The following is a 17,009-nucleotide window of genomic DNA, read 5'->3' as shown; positions in this document are numbered from 1 at the left end:
GGAGAAGACCTCATACCGCTCACTACCATTGTCGGCATCGTCAGTACGGATTTATCGCTGATTCCCATGACACAATGACAACGGTAATGAGTGATTTGACTCACTACCGCTGTCATTTGCTCCCGGCGCATTTGAATGACCACTGTATTGACTAAGAATACTCACTACCGTTGTCATTCATGATTCAGACCAAGTTCTTACTGCTCCACCAGCACAATGACAACGGAAATGAGTTCTGTTGGTCATTACCGTTGTCATATGCATTCCAGGTTAATCAGGCCTTTCAGGTAGCTATGGTAAGGATTCACTCGCCGTACTGTCTGCTCGTACTTGAGGGGCGGGATGAATGACCGTGGTAGTGACCGCGTCACTCCCTGCCGTTGTCGTTGTATGAATACATGGCCTGTCGGTGACAATGGAAATGAGTCCAACCGCTGTCGTAGCTAACCTGATTGGTCAATGACAATGGATGTGATTTTTTCAAGTCTCTACCATTGTCATTGTTTCCAAGTACATTTCAGTGGGGTCGTTCCGGCGATGACGAATCAAGTGAGTGCGGGATCACAACCATTGTCGAGGCACAACTTGCCGGTTGTAGCCATACCGAACGCTGCGACAACGATAGTGATCTCGATCACTCATTACCGTTGTCACCAGGCGGATGGTGAAGCACCAGAATCACTACTGTTGTCATCTAACATTCTGCTACCCATGCAACCAATGACGATGGTAGTGAGCAACGCCGTCTACTTGCTGTATATAGGGATAGTATGATGAGCCATAACAATGGTAATGACTCACTACCATTGTCATAGTTCCTGTACTTGATTGCCGGTAACCAGACAAGGGTTAACCATTAAGTCACTACCGTTGTCATTACAGAAAGGTACTTTCCTTAATTGTCATTACCGTTGTCGACCATGCACCCTCTTACCAGTAGTAACGGTTCGTTAATTATGTGAAGGTGATCATTACCATTGTCACTGGTTACACTCCCGGCAGATTCAAAAATCGAGTGACAATGGATGTGAGTTCGATGCGCAGGACGGCATCTCAGTGCCGATGGCAATAGTTATGAGCTGACCAGACTGGTGACAACGATAATGAGCCAAGCATTGAAGCCCGTTTGCTACGACAACGGTAATGATTAGGCCTCACTACCGTTGTCAGACACGATGCTTACTTCGGCCAGGTAAGTTCATCCCACCGGGATTTTAACCAGGCAGGGTTTACAGGTTTTCTTGTCGGTAATATTGGCCGAGCTTCATACGCGATGAGATCGTCATCCTTAGCCAGGATAGTGGGGTGGAAATGGATTGTCAGGGTGCTGGGATTAATCACACACAGGCCGTTGTCGTATAACCGATGTATGTCTGCCCGAAGCCACAGGCCATTACTCCAGTGGTCAGAGCCCGCTTTATGATGCTCAATCAGATGTGCTGCTTCTCCCCTGCATTTTGTCTTCACACCGGTGACGACACACCGCTCCATGCAGTTGAAGTATACCCTGTCGCTGAATTTCTTCTGATCAGGACGGGACATCGCACCGTACCGGCGATATCCAAAGCGTTTTGGTGAGACTTTCTCATCCAGGTCATCGTCAAATGAATCCTGACTCTCAGGCCGGAAGGTCTTCAGACGAACTTCCCAGCGAATGCCGTCACGTGCAAATTGCTGCCCTACGCGTGGGTCATCATCAGGCCAGATAGCTATTCCCTTAGCTTTAACAGCCAGCCGGAACTGGCGGGCATCAGCAGGGGTTCCCGTGCGGGTTAGTGTCATAAATTCATGGACACTCCGGTACTCCACTGGTTCTCCTGATGAGCCAGCAGGCCTGGCGAGAACCTTGTCTTTAATATCGCGGGCGAGTTTATCGGTTTGATTTTTATCTGAAGCCATGTGAGCTATGCCATACCGGAAGAGGGAGGCATGAATAATGGGCTGTTTTCCGAGGATAAGCCATAGATACTCACTACTGTTGTCATTCTTGTCGATGACAACAGTAGTGAGTCTGGTTGGTATGCATCATGTCGAAATCGGAGCACCGGTGACTTATCGAATAGTCTGAACTGACTTGTAATGCGCTTGTGCAGGGTGGCCATAAGCCGTATTCGAGCGTGGAACTTCGAGGTGACCCGGCATCCATCCGGTCGTTTTTGCAACCCAGAAACAGCGTTCCTCACCGTCATCGGTAGTGACTCTAACACGACAACCTTCAAGCCCAATTAGTTGGGGGGAAAGATTACCGGGGCAGCATTTCCGGGAAGCGTTAGCATATACCTGCCCGCGCCGCATGAGTTCTGCACATTGTTCAAAATGTTCTTCTGTACCCAGTGCAGCTACTGGTGCTTCAACGTCCATCCAGTCAGCTACGGCGGTTGCTTTTGTATGCAGGAGATCAAATCCGTAGCTTGATAGAATAGAGCCACATTTAAGAACATAGAGCTGCTGCTCTTTGTTAATGTTTTCGAGTTTCATAGCCGCTCCTGTTAGATTATCGTTGCCTGTTATTTAAAACATGGCTTTTCAGTAAATAAATAACCACACCTGCATGACGATTGGGACGCGATAATAAATAACGAGTATCTATTAGCTTTGAGTGCCGAAAAAACCACAATCCATAAGTTGCTCACCAACGGTATTGTCGAATAACATATCGTCTACTGAAACTTCATAGCTATTCTCTGATGAAAAATATCCAGCGTTATCATAGTCGACTTCTAAAGCGTCACCATCAATAACCACAACCTCAGTATTAACGAAAAGATCATCAAGGTCTGAAATAACCTCAATATCTTCACTCTGTTCATCGGTAATGACAATGACAACCATATCATCTTCAAACTCGGAAGCTGATACTTCATCATATCTTGCTGCAATTAAATCTGACATATTAGCCTCCAGTTGAATGTGATTGCCTATATGTCTATATTACCACCCACATGCTTGTGACGAAGTGATTTGGCTTATTTTTAATCGTTTAAAACAAAAAAGCCACCCCGGTTATTTCCTTGGTGGCTAATTGATATTATCCCTCGGCTAGTTCCAGCGCTTCCTTCTGGGAAGTGGCTTCACCGAACCAGACCAGATCATAATGCGTGAAGTCAGTAGATAACATGCTCCTGACCCGTTGTTCCTCTGTTGCCACAGTGCGGCTATAGACAGCTACACAGCGCTCTCTCTTCCCGCCCCGCAATGATGAAGGGCTGTTGAAAATCGCAAAACACATCGTTTCCGGCTTAACGTTAACCCCGCCCATTTTTTCAATGACGTAATCATAGGCAATTTTTTCAATGTCATAAAATGAGCCGTCAGATGACACCATTGAATATTTCAGAACAGTACCCCCCAGAGCTCGCTTAATCTGGTGCTCCCTTTGCTGCTCGTTGTTCCAGCGAAAGGTTTGACGGCTGCTGGGGTGTCCTACTTTCTGTTCCGCTTTTGCACGTGGGCTATAGCCGTCAGCAATGAGTGAATCCATAAATTCACGCATTGATAAAATCTTACCGTTATGACGAATTTGTTTGGCTAGGAAGTTTTCAATACGTTTTTCGTTGGCTTTTTGAAGTGTCATTTTTTCTGGCCTATGGTTCGTTGTCGTTATATTCAGTAAACCATAGGTCGTTCATGTGACGAAACGTGTATTTATTCAACCCTATCTTCAATTATTTCGGTCATTAGAAAACGCAAATGATGATTATCGCCATCAGGATTGATTTTGTTTTTGTGATAATCCATTACGCTTACATTTCTTGCTTGTTTGAAGTGGTAATTATCCATCGCGTTTACAGTTTTCTCATAGTAAGCTTCAGCTGAATAATCCAATAAACTTCGATAATAGGCAGCGACAACATCCCATCGACGATTTTCCGATGCTTTACATAACTCTTCGTCGTCACCTATTGCCGCTATGATATAACCATATATATAGCCAAGACATATGTCATGATTAATGGCTTTTCTGAATAATTCGGGAGAATATACCATAAGTATAAAGCCTAAAGACCTATGTATAAATACCCTGCTGTCATGGACTATTTTTCTGTCATGTTCGATAGCTGATGGCGCGTTATCACCCTCAAGAGTAACAGGTTCAGGTATAGAGACTGACGGTTCCGCCCTCTCCTGTTTTGTTGCGCCAGCGAAAAACCTGCTTATACGTTCAAACATAATGTGTCCTCCGCATTTTTGACTCAGTATAGCCAGGAGCACTGGCCCGTGTGCGGGAACGGAAGATGACCGTCGATATCCCGTTGTTACTTAACCAGCCTTACCGTACTATCAGGTGAATTATAGTTCACGTGGATTAACCTATGTACAAACCCACCAGCGATGAATTTAAAGCAGAGATGAAACGCAAAGGCTGGACGCGGCAGGCGCTGGCACAGCGCTGGGGCAAGTCCGAAAGATGGATAAGTAATATTTCAGGTAATGAGGAACGCGAGCAGCATTGGAACGATGCGCTTGCAGGACTACCAGTATTAAAAAAAACCAAGAATAAGTGAAGTATAGTTCCCTTTTTTATTGATTAAATGTGAACTATAGTTCATGCTTTCTCGTGTGTTCGACTTCACTTCCCATCGAGGAGCAGCAGGCATGAACGTAGATCAGCGGCAACGTATTGAGCAGGAAATTGCCCGGGCAGCAGCAACCGGGTTGATTGAAGCAGGATATAGCATCTCGGTATTCGACTCAGAAGAGATTGTGCTGAAGCGCTCTACGAACGTAGAACGTATTGTTGAAGCCATGTTCTCTACTGATGAAGACTACTTCTATGCTTATCGCCCTGAAGAAACTGAACGTGCAGGTTACGTCCATTTTGTTTACGGCAATGAGGGATGGAATGTTATCAGCGATAACAGCCTGTCGCTTGAACCGGCGCTTGAAGCCGCTACTGCTCTGTCTGAGTCTTATGCCTGACCCTCAATGGCCCACTTAGTACTCGCAAGTGGGCTGTTTCTTATTCATACCCCATATGAATAGCAACATTATCACCACCTCGTGCCTATCCCTTTCTCCGTTCTTCGCCCCGGCACCAAGCCGTTCCGTTTTGTAATTGATGCCACAGCTGTAACGCGAAGAAATAAAAAGCCCGCTTGCAACGACTAAAGCGGGCTTTTTTTTATTCATACTGCATATGATTAACGGTCTATCCACCGTTCAATAATCCCATCAGGTACATCGAAATCATTGTCGCGGAAGAAATCCTTTTCGTATTTTCTGGCCTGCGGCATCGTCTTGAGTACGAAGAGGATGGCATCCTCCTTGGAACTGAACGAAGTCCGCGTAATGACGTGATCCGGCGCGTGAATGTGGGAGAGTGCCAGGCTTTCTTCGGTTCCTGGCTTACACAAATCACACCAGTGCTTATGCCAGAATGTCTCACCATTCTTCTTCAGCTTCGCCCCTGGTTCACCGGTTGGCGCTGGGTTAATAACCACCTCAAGAATATCTACCGGCTCATCTGCATCTCGCGCCGCATCGCCGAGCAGTTGATCGATAAGCAACTCCCCGGCTGAACTGACCAGGTTGCTGGCTATCGTGAAGCGACGGTGTAAGCCGCGATCTGCCTCTTGCTGAATCAGCGCTATCTGCGATTTAAACGATACCATATGCGTAAGCACAGCATGGTTAACGCCGAAATCAGGCCCATATGTCTCTATGTTTCGGTCTGCGCTAAAAGGGGCCATGTCCGGGCGCTGTTTTGTGCAAAAGAGACCCAGACTTGTTTTCTTATTGGCAAGATTATCGAGCTTACCCTCTTTGACCTCGTAATTTGAAATCAGACGGTGGGCTACCCGGGCCTTGAGTGCCTTATCATTCAGATTCTGATAGATATACTCGACCGCAGAGCCGCGTGTACCAAGATATAAGTATGACCACTCCTCACGGTCGACAATAAGACCAATCGGGATCATCATTACTGGCTTTTGAACGATCCCGCCAGTCGGTCGGTAGAAGTTCATTTCTTCAAAAGCATTAATCCACAATTCTGCCAGCTCGCTCAGACCTTCCTGGTTGCTGGGATTCAGACGCTTGAGAGTCTCACGGCCCAGTTCAATGTCTGCCAGAGCTTTAAGTTTCCGGTCGTAGCTTTCAAATACAGACTTTAACCCTTTCCACTCATCCACCAGCGGCCATTCTTTGAGGGTGCATTCAGATACGCTCAGTTCGTTAACCAGAGCCCATGAGCGAGATACCTCTTTCACACCGGTACGCGTCAGACTCAATACCACACGTATAGCCCATTTGTGTTTCTCAGCTGCATCGTTTCGTTCTTCAGCTCGTGGGGCTACATACAGGCCCAGTTTGCCGTTTGGCATTACCACAAGCCGTAGAGGAGAGTTTCCAAGTTGCTCACAGTAGCATTCAATTTGCGGGATGCTTGCATGACCTCGCCATGCAATTAAATCCATCATGGCAAGGAGCGCTTTCCATTGCTTCTCATCTTCCAGACCACTTTGGAGGGATGCACCTCGGTTTGCGCAGCGCCACGTCTGAATCGTTTTATCTACAGCCGCAACCCGGTCATTTTCGTCACCGATGTTCCCGGCGTTTAAAGCCGCCAGCATTTTGCTTCGGTATTGTTCTTCATGCGTTTCTTCCAGCTTCAGCAGTGCCGCAAGTTCTTTGAAGAGCCGGATGTAATAAAGATGGTTAGCCCGGATACGCCGGTTGTGAATGTAATATTCGAGATCGGCGGATTTCACCGTGTCCAGGCAAAGATAGCCAAGGCTATCAGAGGTTCTGAATTTTGAGAGGCATACCTTGGCATTGAATTCTCGTTTGTCTGACTTCGCATTACGGCTGTAGGTGTGCTGAACGACTGGCACATCAACGTAGATCTCTTCATTCTTCTGGTATGCCACGCTGGTACTACGGCTTTTAACGAAATCAACCGTGAATGAATGTCCCCGGTAGCCCTTACCTGAATCATCCTTAGCTGCCCCGGGTGCGGTAACCGGATTAACGACCTGTCTCCACTCACAAAAGACGCGTGAACCAGAACGCAGGTGCTGGTTCGCCTGCTTAATGTAGGACTCCAGCGATGGTCTGGTATCGGCCTCCGGGTCACTCAACAGACCGGTTCCATCTGCGTCATGAATAAAGCGGCAATATTTCTCCTGGAAGTCCATCGAGATGAAATTAATGTTACTACTGCGATCATAGAATTCGCCAAACAGGCGCTCACGCTGGTCGAGCCCGCAGCAAAGGATCAGGAAACGTTTATAGTGCAGCGCCATCTTTTCATGCGCCCGCAGCCGGTCAGTGTAAGCTACATCGCGGAAGGTGATGCGAGAACCGTCAAAACCGCGAAAAAGCGCGTCCTGCTCGTCACGTTCAGGGAACAGCGTATGAGCGCCCAGATGAGATTCAACCGGGCTGCATACCTGGTAAATATTTTCGCCGTCTCGTACCAGCAGGAAGACACATCTGTTTTGAAAGTCTTTGGCCGCAGCCTCCCACGGATCCTGATAATTGACGTGCCGTCTGGTGACGGCCATAACCAGTACGCAACGTTGGGTCGGGAAAATCTGCTCGATTAGGCCCGGGTGTTTTTGCAGTGCCTGGTCGAATAAATCTGCTTTGGTGAAATCGAACCAGTCTCCCAGATCCAGATAGACAGCGAGCTCCTCATCCATCAGTAGCTTTTTCTGGACAAATGTCAGAGGAATGTCGCTCGGGGCTGAATTGCCTTTGATTATCGTGTTGACGACAACATCTTTGCCGATGAAAAGATCCAGAGACGCAATCCCTTTCATCAGCGATTCAACGTTCTCCCTGCTCTCTTCGAATGCGGCCAGCTGCGCCGCAGCCATTTCCTGGTAATAGGGTACGACGGCCTGAACGGCCCTGGTAATTTCGTTATTCTTACCTTGTAGCCATTCAGATTGTATGACGGCCAGTTTATGTCCATGCCGAGCCGCTTCCATCATTCCCTTAATGCTTTCCTCATTGACACCGGATGTCAGCGCATTTTCTAACGGGCCGGTGGCGAGGTTTGTGTACTGGTCAATCGTCGCGGGTAGAGTATTGAGTTTGTTCTCGCTTTTTTCTGTCTGCTCTTTTTCAAGGCGTTCCGCAATGATCTCTTTCATGCGTTCAGGGTTTGTCATCGCCTCGGAAAGTTCAACGGTCAGCTTCTGAGCCAACTGCTGGCAGGCCTGCACTTCACTTTCGCGGACTTCTTTCGAGTCAGCAGCAAAGGTGAATTTGTTAACGAAGTCATCAAACAAAAAGCGGTGCTGAGTGAAGCTACGGGTAGTGCCACAAGTGCGGCCAGATTCATCGGTATATTCAAACCGAATGTGTTGGCCATGTTTTGATGGGTGGGTGCGCAGAATGACCGTATGCAGTTTGTTGTCGACCCAACGCAGCGATTCAATCAGCAGTACTTCGGAAGCGGCAATGTTCTCTTCAGCAATGGCTTCATTTGCCCGCCAGTACTGACCGCCTTGAAGAGAATGGAAACGTTCAATTCGCTCTACCGGTTGTTCAATGCGCACGATACCCGTCATTATGATCTCCTTCCCCCGGCTTTAGCCATGTTGCCGCTATTGTACTAGGACATGGTGTTTCTAATGGCTTAAATGGGGGACATATTGTTTGTGATACTTTGATTTTATCGTTGGGGGGGCAGGTGACGAATAGCTCTGGGGGATGAAAGGCAACGAAGAGTTGCCTTTTACGAAAAGGAAGATGCAGTACGAATTGCGGGTGGTCAGGAAAGAGGGTTTACCCAGCCTTTTCCGGTCACGAACTGAATTTTGCCAGCCTTTCTTAGCGCCTGTAACCGCCGGTCAAGAATGCGGAATGGCATCGGCTTATTCCTCTCCTCATCAGCGAGTCGGGAACACTCACCAGCTACGTCTGGAAGCATAATCAGTGAAAATGGAACCGGCTCTTTGCCGAGTATTTTCATGATCGCACTGTCCAGAACGGCGTACTTGTTTTTAGCAACTTGCATGTTCACTGTCCCCTCTCTCTATAGCGTGGTGATCGGTTCGCCTGATACCTACGGAACACATTCCGGTGGGACGGCCTTATTTTTATCCTGCCAACGTAGAGCAGCCTTAATACACTGCTTACACGTTATTTCACATACGTAAGGCCCGTACTCACCATCACTATGGGTGGCTGGGTTAACCCAAAGCTTGCCGTTACTTCCACCTGCGGCGGTGCAAAGAAAATCCCCTTCATTTCTGACCAGGCGCCCATCACGTATGTCCTCAAGTAAAAGCACGTGAATCACAGTTCGCCGGTTTATACCGTTACCGCTACTGTTTTCCGTCAGCCCGGAAATCACCGATTTGAATCCGCTTGTCCATCGTACCGGAAGATACAAACGAGCGTTTCGCTCTTGCGCCTGTTGCATCAGCTTCATATCGAGAGCGGCCTTTTGCTGTCGTTCTTCTTCTTGCCGTGTCAGACGTTGTCTGGCCTGTTCCTCTCGTCGGGCCCGGCTATCAATCTCAGTTTCAGCTTTAATATCGAACCGGTCAGGTGTAAGAAACAAAGTCGCACCTACCGGAGGGAGTGTGCCCTCCACCAGCAGCAGGTTATCCTTTGTTGCTTCCACATAAACTGTTCCAACCTCGGTAACCACACCCGTTTTATCTTTTTCCCCCCGGAACCAGAAGGGCGATGGGTAAGGAGGGTATTTGAGAACGATCATAATTTTTCCTTTCTGAAATACCGCATCGAGTTAATTTACTGGTTGTCAGAACGCAGTAATGTTATTTCTGATTTTGTTCCCGGTACTTCATTACGATATCCATTTCCTGTTGAGTTAATCCATTCTGAACTGCGGCCCGGCCTTGCCATATGTGAAAGAGCACCTCAAGAAAGACCCTTTCTTCTTCCTCTGATACTGAACCACTTGAATCAGGTGAGTAATCATCTTTCATAAAGCTATCGAACAGAACTCTTTCGCTGAGCCCCGCTATAGCAGGTTGTTCGCTGTGGGTCAGCCAACCGTGATGCCACGAAAACATGCAGTAGGCTGCTACATCACGTGGATCACCTTTTGAAAGGTGTCGGTGGAGCTCTTTGAGGCATTCATCCTTCCAGTCAGATTTTGCCCATTCAGCCCCACGACCATACTTCTCCTGGGCCCGGTAAAGCTTACCCGCCATCTCAGAGGCGAAGTTAACTACAAGCTGAGCTGTTGCATCGTGTAAACCAGCAGGGATCTTTACGAGGTGATTTGTGAGGCCACACTCATTGATAACTACCCGCAGACCACGCTTTATCTCTTCAACATCATCGGAACCAATTGCACCCTCACCAGATGCCGCGTGGAACGCGTAGGCCATTGCGTCCGTTATTTCTACCGATGAATCAGCCTTTTCGCCTGACGTACACGTTTCTTGAACCAGCTCGCCCTTCTGTTTGTTGTCCAGCAGACTAATCATGGTGTTTTTAAGTAACGTTGCTTTTTTGACGGCTTCCATATTGCCGTTCTGCAAAGCGGTCGTAATCTCAGTATCTATCTCGTTAATGCCTAGCTGAAGCTCTTCAGCACTGGCATAGAATATATTTACGATTTTTGTCTGGCGCATTAATTTTCCTTTTCAATAATTTTATGTCCAAGAGAATCAAGTATTGCAATAACTTGGTCTCTGGAATATGCAGGATAACTATGATCTGCAAAGCAACATGCAGGGGGTGGCAGTATGATTTTTTGTGGGCTTTTATTTCTTAGTTCCTTTAACTCCAATAATATGCTGAGTAATTGAGACGCTTTCTTTTCCATCGCATCAGCTCGGCTTGGGCTGATAAGTGCCCTCTGCGCATATAGCAGTTCAGTTGTAGTCTCAGTAATCATCGAGTCGAGTTTTGCAGGTGTCAGTTGCTCCATTTTTCCACCGGTTATTAATGCAATAATTGAATTCAGACCGTCTCTTTTGAATAGACAACGTTTTTAGCGAGTTCGAATACAAAATCGCTTACGAAGGTAAAATCGCGCCATACCAGCACACCATCTACCTTATGCCGCAACTCAACCTGAGTGGATGTGTTGCTATACTTAGTGACCTTGATGTCCCAATCAATGAAACCACCAGCATTCTGAAGTTCAGTGACAGCGGCTAGGTTTTCCTGTTGCTTCAGGTTGTAGGCCTCGTCTGAGTCGTCGTTCTTCACAAGCTGGATTTTTTTGAATACCATGCGGAATCGGTCGGCCAGAACTTTGCCACGCATTTTTTCAACATCATTAAACACCTGCTCGACGTATGCACTCATGGTTTTCCTCGTGACTTTAATGATAGCAATTACAAAACCCGTATAGCCTGATTAGGCTCTGTATTTTTTAAAAATTAATCCGTGAGTAACATTATTAACTGCATTAAACCTACGACGAAATTTAAAAGAAGACAAAATGTGCTTGAATTTAAGAAATATTGAATTCGTTTAGTTTATCTGTTAAAAAAATACTGCTATTGAGCACCAAAAAAGGTGTCTTCTTACAGCGGAAACAAAAAACGCTAGAAAGTTACTTTTTCCTCATTGGAAGGCTTTTTAAAAGCGTTTCCATCGGGATGGCTTCGACGGATTGTTTCATTTTCTCTGGTTCTACTCCAAGAGATGCCAGCTGCCGGTACAGTACTTCCCGTTCTTGCAGGAGGCTTATCGCCAGCCGTGATATTGCAGCGGCGTTTTCCAGGGCGATTGCAAGGTTGTTTTCGGATGGAAAACTATCCCATGTATCCACTATGCCTTTTGCCAGGCACACGGTTCGCTTAAGCGGCTGAGGAACGTTTAATGGGTTAACGCCGGGTGGCATACCGGACAACTGCCTAATCAGTGCTCTTCCTTTCATTCCATCAGTTCTGTCTGCCATAGCAAGACCTCTATTCGTTGTACGTGGTCACTTCGGCTGAGTAGCAGTGCTGCTGATAACAGGCCTCTGTCTGACCAGACAAAGCGGTACGCAGCATTACGGTAGTTCCGGGTACGGGCGCGGATTTTGACCCGGGCGGAAAATCACTTAGCTCTACACTGATTCCGGCATGACCCGAAAACAGCACTGGGTTTTCACGCATTTTCATGCCGATATTCTGGTTACCATTTGCAATGCGATACATCACTTGTTCGATAGTAATCTGAACAGGTTCGTTGATCCGTAAAGGCCTGTTCCCGTTGCTGCCATTAGCCTGGCTGCACAGCAACAACATAGATGCTACTGTCGTAATAGCAACAGAGCCTAGTGAAAGCATGATTTTCATTATTTTCCCTTTATTCCAGGCAGTTAAGCCGCCTCACAAAATTCACTCTGACCAATGCTTGTTAAACCTGACAATTGCCACAGCCTGATTAACCGCATCATTATTTTGATATGGATCCGTAACGCGTCCGCGTTCTGAGTTGCCAGTTCCTGTATGTGTATCAGGCCAAGGCTCAACTCTTTATGGCTATTGAGTTCATAAAGCGCACGTCGATAAATATTGAACATCTCACGAGCCACCAGCGATTTAAGGACTTCCGGTACTGAAGCACAGTGCGCGAAAGCTCGGGCCCGCTCCTGTCTCCAGTAGCGGCGCAGCGCATTTGATGTATCAGGTTTGTTGCCCACGTCACTCATCACAAGACACCAGGCATTGGTCTGGTTGATCAGGACAGTTTCCAGGCTGTTTTTGCACAGCGTTTTCTCGTCCATAAGCTCGTTATGGCTTTCCTGGCGTAAGACGCGATGCAGCCAGAACCCAAATTCTGTCATGCGGGTCATGTGGTACTGGATGGTGAAAGCGAGGTTAGCCCACCATTTAAAACGAATGATCCGGGCCTCCAGCGTTCTTTTCAGAACATGCTGGTATTTCTCGGTCGAGAGGATGCGAAGGTCTTTTCGAGCTGTGATCCCTTCCATCGACTGGAATCCGGTCAGGCCGAGTCGATGGTAGGTTTGACCACGCTGCATCATTTTGTGATACAAGGCTGACTTACCTTTGCACAGAGATACCGTGCCGAAACGCAGGTAGAACTGCGCCGCGCTCCCAGCGGTGTACGCCCCGCTCTCAATAGCAGATTTAAGGCGTGGGTATTCCACCCATAACACAAAGCTTGCAGACTCTTCATCTACGGTAACTTCGTTATCTTCGCTGAAACTGACAACACGACGGTGGCCGTCTCTTGTCTTGATGACACGTGCGGCGCGTTCGTCATCTCCGCCGTCGAAATAGGTCATTTCCGCAACAGGATCAGCCAGCCCATCAAATAGTGAGTCATCGCCAAATTTCCCCACCTTCAGCCAGACTGCTTTAGGGATTGGGGACTGAGGGACTACAGGCATCGTCGGTTCATCAGTCAACAGATCCAGCTCGCCGTGGGCCCAGACGCGGTGGTAGATCTCCAGTGCCCTAAAAGGCTTGTCATTGAAATGATGGAAAGCCCACATGAAATCGACATGCACAACGGCTTCTTCGCTGACGATGCGGAACTGAGGCCGGGACATGCGACGGTTATGCGCATTGTCTTCCAGCAAGCCGTAAGCGAGTTTCTCGGCAACGTCATCGGCGCGTTGCTGCTCTACGTAGTCGGCGCTACAGCAGATGTGTAACAGACGTTCCAGGAATTTCGGCGAGTATACATCTGGCTGGATCTTAATATACCCACCTTCGTATACCGTGCGGCCCACTGGATGGCGGTCTTCCCAGGCATAACGGCGTTTGGCAATGAAACGCTGAAGCCGGTTCAGGATAGCCATATAGCCATATTTCTCCGGGTCGGCATTCAGCAGGTTTTCCATAGAGCGGTCGAGCCCTACAGCCTGGCAAAGGTAACAGCCAAATCGTGAACCACAGGCGCTTTTTGCTTTTTCAGAACCCGTCCAGACACATTCGCCCGTAGCCTCTTTGTAGAGCTCAGCAGTTTCATTATTGTTAGGCAGGTAACTGGGTAACGCAAAACGAGCCTCATCCCCGGACGATAGCAGGAATTCCCATACGTTCCCCTGATGCCAGTGACGGATCGGATAGAGCTCACCGCCCTCTTTTGTCTGTTTAACGTCTTCAGCGCTCCCGCCTTTTTTTTCGATGTTCATGGCACGGGTTGTGCTCTCTGCATCACGGGAACCCAGCAGCAGACAAACGCGCTGACGAACGGCTTTAGGCAGTCCTCGCATGTACTCGGCACGGGCCCGACGTGCAGGATCGACCTTCAAGTCGATCGAGCACTGTCTGGCGGAACTATTTGAAAATGTTGGCAATCCTCGCCCTGAAAGGATGCGGCCAGTCCACCCAGATGTCAGTCCAGGCTTACCAATTACAATGCTCAGCGGTAACTGGTGCTTTTCAACGAATGCCTCAAGTTCGGCGAGTTTTGTGTCTGCCAGCCAGCGGACGGCTGGATTCTCGATGCCCGTGTCGGTGTGGATCACATAGTGATGCTGGCTGATGTTTGTGCCATTGCGGGTAGCCCTTACCAGCGCCATCAGGAAGAGGTGCAGAACGCACTCAGAGTCCTTTCCTGATGAATACGCCAGGCTCATAGTCCAGCCGTCAGTAAGCGCTTTATAAATGGCGTTTGTGCCGGTGGTGATAAGATTGGCCATGCTCGTGCCAGTGCTGGCATCGACATAATTCAGGTCTTCGTCATTAGCCAGTGTTTGCCAAACCGTATCCCATTTATCCCCGGTAAGGATTGGGGCAAGGGTCGGTTCTGATGTGCCAAAGTCGATTACCTGTTGCATGGTTCACCTGTTTATTTATTCGTTTTGTATATTTATTTAAACACGGGCGTACCAGCTGACGAATAAGGCCAGCGGTATTATTTAATGATTTATTTAGTAATCGGGGATGGAAATAATTGATCAAGACAACTCATTGGTTTGCCAATGGCATTTGTGAGCTTTAGAATTTCTCCCGGCGTAACTGCCTTAAGCATTTCAGAGCGCCCTTCACGGATATATTCATCTACAGACATATTCCGCCATCCTGCTTTTGGTCGATTACTGCAACCTTGCCAGTTTGAATCAGCATTATCCCGACGAAGAACATATACATCGATAGAGCGAGTTAACCCTGCACCGAACGCAGCCTGAGCAGTAATTTTCACTTCAGATCCATCCTTGCGTTTAATGACCTGCGATATACGCGTGATTAACTCTTCAGGTGCGGATGCGTTGTTCTGAGTTTCATTTGTCATAAAACACCTCGTGAATATTGTCCGGTTTGTTTACTTATTAAATCACGAGGCATTCGGGTGACGAAGTGATGTTCAGAAAGATACTTTTCTTTGCTGGAGCAGGCTTAACCGTTGGTTGTCTGGATGCTACCATTCATAAGAAATGACGGTTAGCGTATCACTCACCTGTTCTTTGGTGATCTTTGGTTTTACCGGTTCGGGTAAAATTGTAATCGAAATTTGAATAGTTGCCGTTGCCTGTTGCTTTTTATCACCACTATTTCCCTCATCCTGTGCCAGTGCATTCCATGAAACAACGAATAATAAAGCTGAGAGTATCGTTTTCATTTTACACCTATATAAAAGATTGCTGTCCGTAGAACCATTATCTATCGGGCCAATCAGCTGGCGAAATTAAACAGTCGAAAACCTTTAATTAAATATCAGGATAAGGTCAGTAGCTTTTATGGTCAGTCGTCATCATGATACTCAGGGCCACCATAATTATCAAATCGAGACCATTGACCATTAAATGTGAGACGTACTGTCCCTATAGGCCCGTTGCGCTGTTTACCTATGATAATTTCGGCTATACCTTTCATATCGCTATTTTCGTGATAGACCTCATCACGGTAAATAAACATGATCAGGTCAGCATCCTGCTCAATGGAGCCTGACTCTCGCAAATCTGAGTTTACCGGACGTTTATCGGCACGTTGTTCAAGCGAGCGGTTTAGTTGCGATAAAGCGATTACCGGTACATTCAGCTCTTTTGCCAGTGCTTTCAGAGATCGGGAGATTTCAGCAATTTCCAGAGTTCTGTTGTCAGATAACGACGGTACACGCATCAACTGAAGGTAGTCGATCATAATGAGGCTAAGCCCACCGTGTTCGCGGGACAATCGACGCGCCCGGGAGCGAACGTCCATAGGTGTTAGGCCAGAGCTGTCATCAATGTAAATGTTCTTTTTTTCCAGCAGCAGTCCCATTGTGCCGGATAACCGGGCCCAGTCCTCGTCATCGAGCTGTCCGGTTCGGATGCTGGTCTGGTTGACGCGTGATAGCGATGCCAGTGAGCGCATCATGAGCTGTTCCGTAGGCATTTCCAGGCTGAAAATCATGACGGGCTTATCGTTTGTCAGCGATACATTCTCGCAGATGTTCATTGCAAACGTAGTTTTCCCCATTGAGGGTCTGGCAGCGATAATAATCAAATCCGAGGGCTGTAGACCGGCTGTCTTCTTGTTCACGTCCACGTAGCCGGTATCAACTCCAGTGACCCCGTCATGGGGACGCTGGAACAAGGCTTCAATCTTGGTAACGGTTCTGTCCAGAATGCTGCTGATATTTTCCGGCCCACCGCTTTTATTTCCCCTTTGCTCTGCAATCTGGAAAATCCGGCTTTCTGCAAGATCAAGCAATTCGTCACTTGTCCTACCTTCCGGGTTGTAACCGGCCTCGGTTATTTCGTTGGCAACTTTTATCATTTCCCTGATTACGGCACGTTCCCTGACGATCTGCGCGTAGGCAATTATATTTGCCGCACTGGGCGTATTTTTTGACAGTTCTGCCAGATAGGCGAAACCGCCGAGACTATCCAGCTTACCTTCTCCCTCGTTTTCGATGTGCTCAGCGAGGGTTATCAAATCAATCGGGAATTGATTCGCAACGAGCGATCTCATTGCAGAGAAAATTGAGCGATGCGGTCGAGAACTAAAATCCTGCTCACTAACGATTTTTGCCACATCATCCCATCTCTGGTTTTCAAGCATTAACCCGCCCAGCACGGACTGTTCCGCTTCTATCGATTGCGGAGGGGTTTTTAAGCTGTATTCAGCTGTTTGCTTTGTCTCACCTGTTTCGGTAAACGAGATGTCCGCCATAGTCAT

19 protein-coding genes are annotated in these 17,009 nt (G+C 47.7%); 2 read left to right on the top strand and 17 right to left on the bottom strand.

The window, feature by feature from the left end; genetic code table 11:
• Window positions 1–1,179: 1,179 nt before the first annotated feature.
• The 5 genes from HII27_RS19215 to HII27_RS19195 all read right to left on the bottom strand — a co-directional run bounded on the left by HII27_RS19215 (window position 1,180) and on the right by HII27_RS19195 (window position 4,170).
• Entirely contained in the window at window positions 1,180–1,899 is a 720-nt protein-coding gene (locus HII27_RS19215) for an HNH endonuclease signature motif containing protein (protein ID WP_007372337.1), read from the bottom strand.
• A gap of 153 nt (window positions 1,900–2,052) precedes the next feature.
• On the bottom strand, window positions 2,053–2,478 hold the full coding sequence (locus HII27_RS19210; RefSeq protein WP_016241550.1) for a hypothetical protein: 426 nt from the start codon (window positions 2,476–2,478) through the stop codon (window positions 2,053–2,055).
• A gap of 111 nt (window positions 2,479–2,589) precedes the next feature.
• Complete coding sequence (locus HII27_RS19205; RefSeq protein ID WP_007372336.1) at window positions 2,590–2,892, bottom strand: hypothetical protein; 303 nt, start codon at window positions 2,890–2,892, stop codon at window positions 2,590–2,592.
• A gap of 136 nt (window positions 2,893–3,028) precedes the next feature.
• Complete coding sequence (locus HII27_RS19200; RefSeq protein WP_007372335.1) at window positions 3,029–3,574, bottom strand: hypothetical protein; 546 nt, start codon at window positions 3,572–3,574, stop codon at window positions 3,029–3,031.
• Window positions 3,575–3,645: 71 nt separating this feature from the next.
• On the bottom strand, window positions 3,646–4,170 hold the full coding sequence (locus HII27_RS19195) for a hypothetical protein (protein WP_016241551.1): 525 nt from the start codon (window positions 4,168–4,170) through the stop codon (window positions 3,646–3,648).
• Window positions 4,171–4,313: 143 nt separating this feature from the next.
• Between HII27_RS19195 and HII27_RS19190 the strand changes: the two genes are divergently transcribed.
• Together HII27_RS19190 and HII27_RS19185 are read left to right on the top strand one after the other, a co-directional pair.
• Entirely contained in the window at window positions 4,314–4,505 is a 192-nt protein-coding gene (locus HII27_RS19190) for a hypothetical protein (protein WP_007372333.1), read from the top strand.
• Between the two features lie 91 nt (window positions 4,506–4,596).
• Window positions 4,597–4,920: a hypothetical protein gene (locus HII27_RS19185; RefSeq protein ID WP_007372332.1), complete on the top strand. Its 324-nt coding sequence runs from the start codon at window positions 4,597–4,599 to the stop codon at window positions 4,918–4,920.
• A 221-nt stretch (window positions 4,921–5,141) separates the two neighbouring features.
• On the opposite strand, the gene HII27_RS19180 is transcribed toward HII27_RS19185, so the two are convergent.
• The 12 genes from HII27_RS19180 to dnaB form a co-directional block, all read right to left on the bottom strand.
• Complete coding sequence (locus HII27_RS19180; protein ID WP_016241552.1) at window positions 5,142–8,519, bottom strand: hypothetical protein; 3,378 nt, start codon at window positions 8,517–8,519, stop codon at window positions 5,142–5,144.
• Between the two features lie 203 nt (window positions 8,520–8,722).
• Window positions 8,723–8,968: a hypothetical protein gene (locus tag HII27_RS19175; RefSeq protein ID WP_007372330.1), complete on the bottom strand. Its 246-nt coding sequence runs from the start codon at window positions 8,966–8,968 to the stop codon at window positions 8,723–8,725.
• Between the two features lie 48 nt (window positions 8,969–9,016).
• Window positions 9,017–9,676 (bottom strand): hypothetical protein, encoded by a 660-nt coding sequence (locus tag HII27_RS19170; protein ID WP_008786574.1) that lies wholly within the window; start codon window positions 9,674–9,676, stop codon window positions 9,017–9,019.
• Between the two features lie 61 nt (window positions 9,677–9,737).
• Window positions 9,738–10,562 carry a hypothetical protein gene (locus HII27_RS19165; RefSeq protein WP_007372328.1) on the bottom strand — a complete coding sequence of 275 codons (825 nt, stop codon included), beginning with the start codon at window positions 10,560–10,562 and terminating at the stop codon, window positions 9,738–9,740.
• Complete coding sequence (locus tag HII27_RS19160; protein ID WP_016241553.1) at window positions 10,562–10,861, bottom strand: hypothetical protein; 300 nt, start codon at window positions 10,859–10,861, stop codon at window positions 10,562–10,564. The genes HII27_RS19165 and HII27_RS19160 overlap by 1 nt, the downstream gene beginning before the upstream one ends.
• 32 nt (window positions 10,862–10,893) lie before the next feature.
• The gene (locus HII27_RS19155) at window positions 10,894–11,244 is read right to left on the bottom strand and encodes a hypothetical protein (protein WP_007372327.1); all 351 of its coding nucleotides are present in this window, start codon (window positions 11,242–11,244) and stop codon (window positions 10,894–10,896) included.
• 250 nt (window positions 11,245–11,494) lie between these two features.
• A complete protein-coding gene (locus tag HII27_RS19150; protein WP_008786575.1) occupies window positions 11,495–11,842 on the bottom strand; it encodes a hypothetical protein in 348 nt (115 codons plus the stop codon).
• Between the two features lie 10 nt (window positions 11,843–11,852).
• Window positions 11,853–12,227: a hypothetical protein gene (locus tag HII27_RS19145; protein WP_008786576.1), complete on the bottom strand. Its 375-nt coding sequence runs from the start codon at window positions 12,225–12,227 to the stop codon at window positions 11,853–11,855.
• Window positions 12,228–12,250: 23 nt separating this feature from the next.
• Entirely contained in the window at window positions 12,251–14,686 is a 2,436-nt protein-coding gene (locus HII27_RS19140; RefSeq protein WP_007372324.1) for a phosphoadenosine phosphosulfate reductase domain-containing protein, read from the bottom strand.
• Between the two features lie 89 nt (window positions 14,687–14,775).
• Window positions 14,776–15,141 carry a hypothetical protein gene (locus HII27_RS19135; protein WP_008786579.1) on the bottom strand — a complete coding sequence of 122 codons (366 nt, stop codon included), beginning with the start codon at window positions 15,139–15,141 and terminating at the stop codon, window positions 14,776–14,778.
• A 126-nt stretch (window positions 15,142–15,267) separates the two neighbouring features.
• Complete coding sequence (locus HII27_RS19130) at window positions 15,268–15,468, bottom strand: hypothetical protein (protein ID WP_007372322.1); 201 nt, start codon at window positions 15,466–15,468, stop codon at window positions 15,268–15,270.
• A gap of 122 nt (window positions 15,469–15,590) precedes the next feature.
• Window positions 15,591–17,003, bottom strand: coding sequence for a replicative DNA helicase (dnaB, locus tag HII27_RS19125; protein ID WP_223883249.1), 1,413 nt, complete (start codon window positions 17,001–17,003; stop codon window positions 15,591–15,593).
• Window positions 17,004–17,009 lie beyond the last annotated feature (6 nt).

It is taken from the genome of Kluyvera sichuanensis (genome assembly GCF_014218705.1).
GTDB lineage: Bacteria > Pseudomonadota > Gammaproteobacteria > Enterobacterales > Enterobacteriaceae > Kluyvera > Kluyvera sichuanensis.
This window is presented reverse-complemented; position numbering and strand designations above follow the sequence as displayed.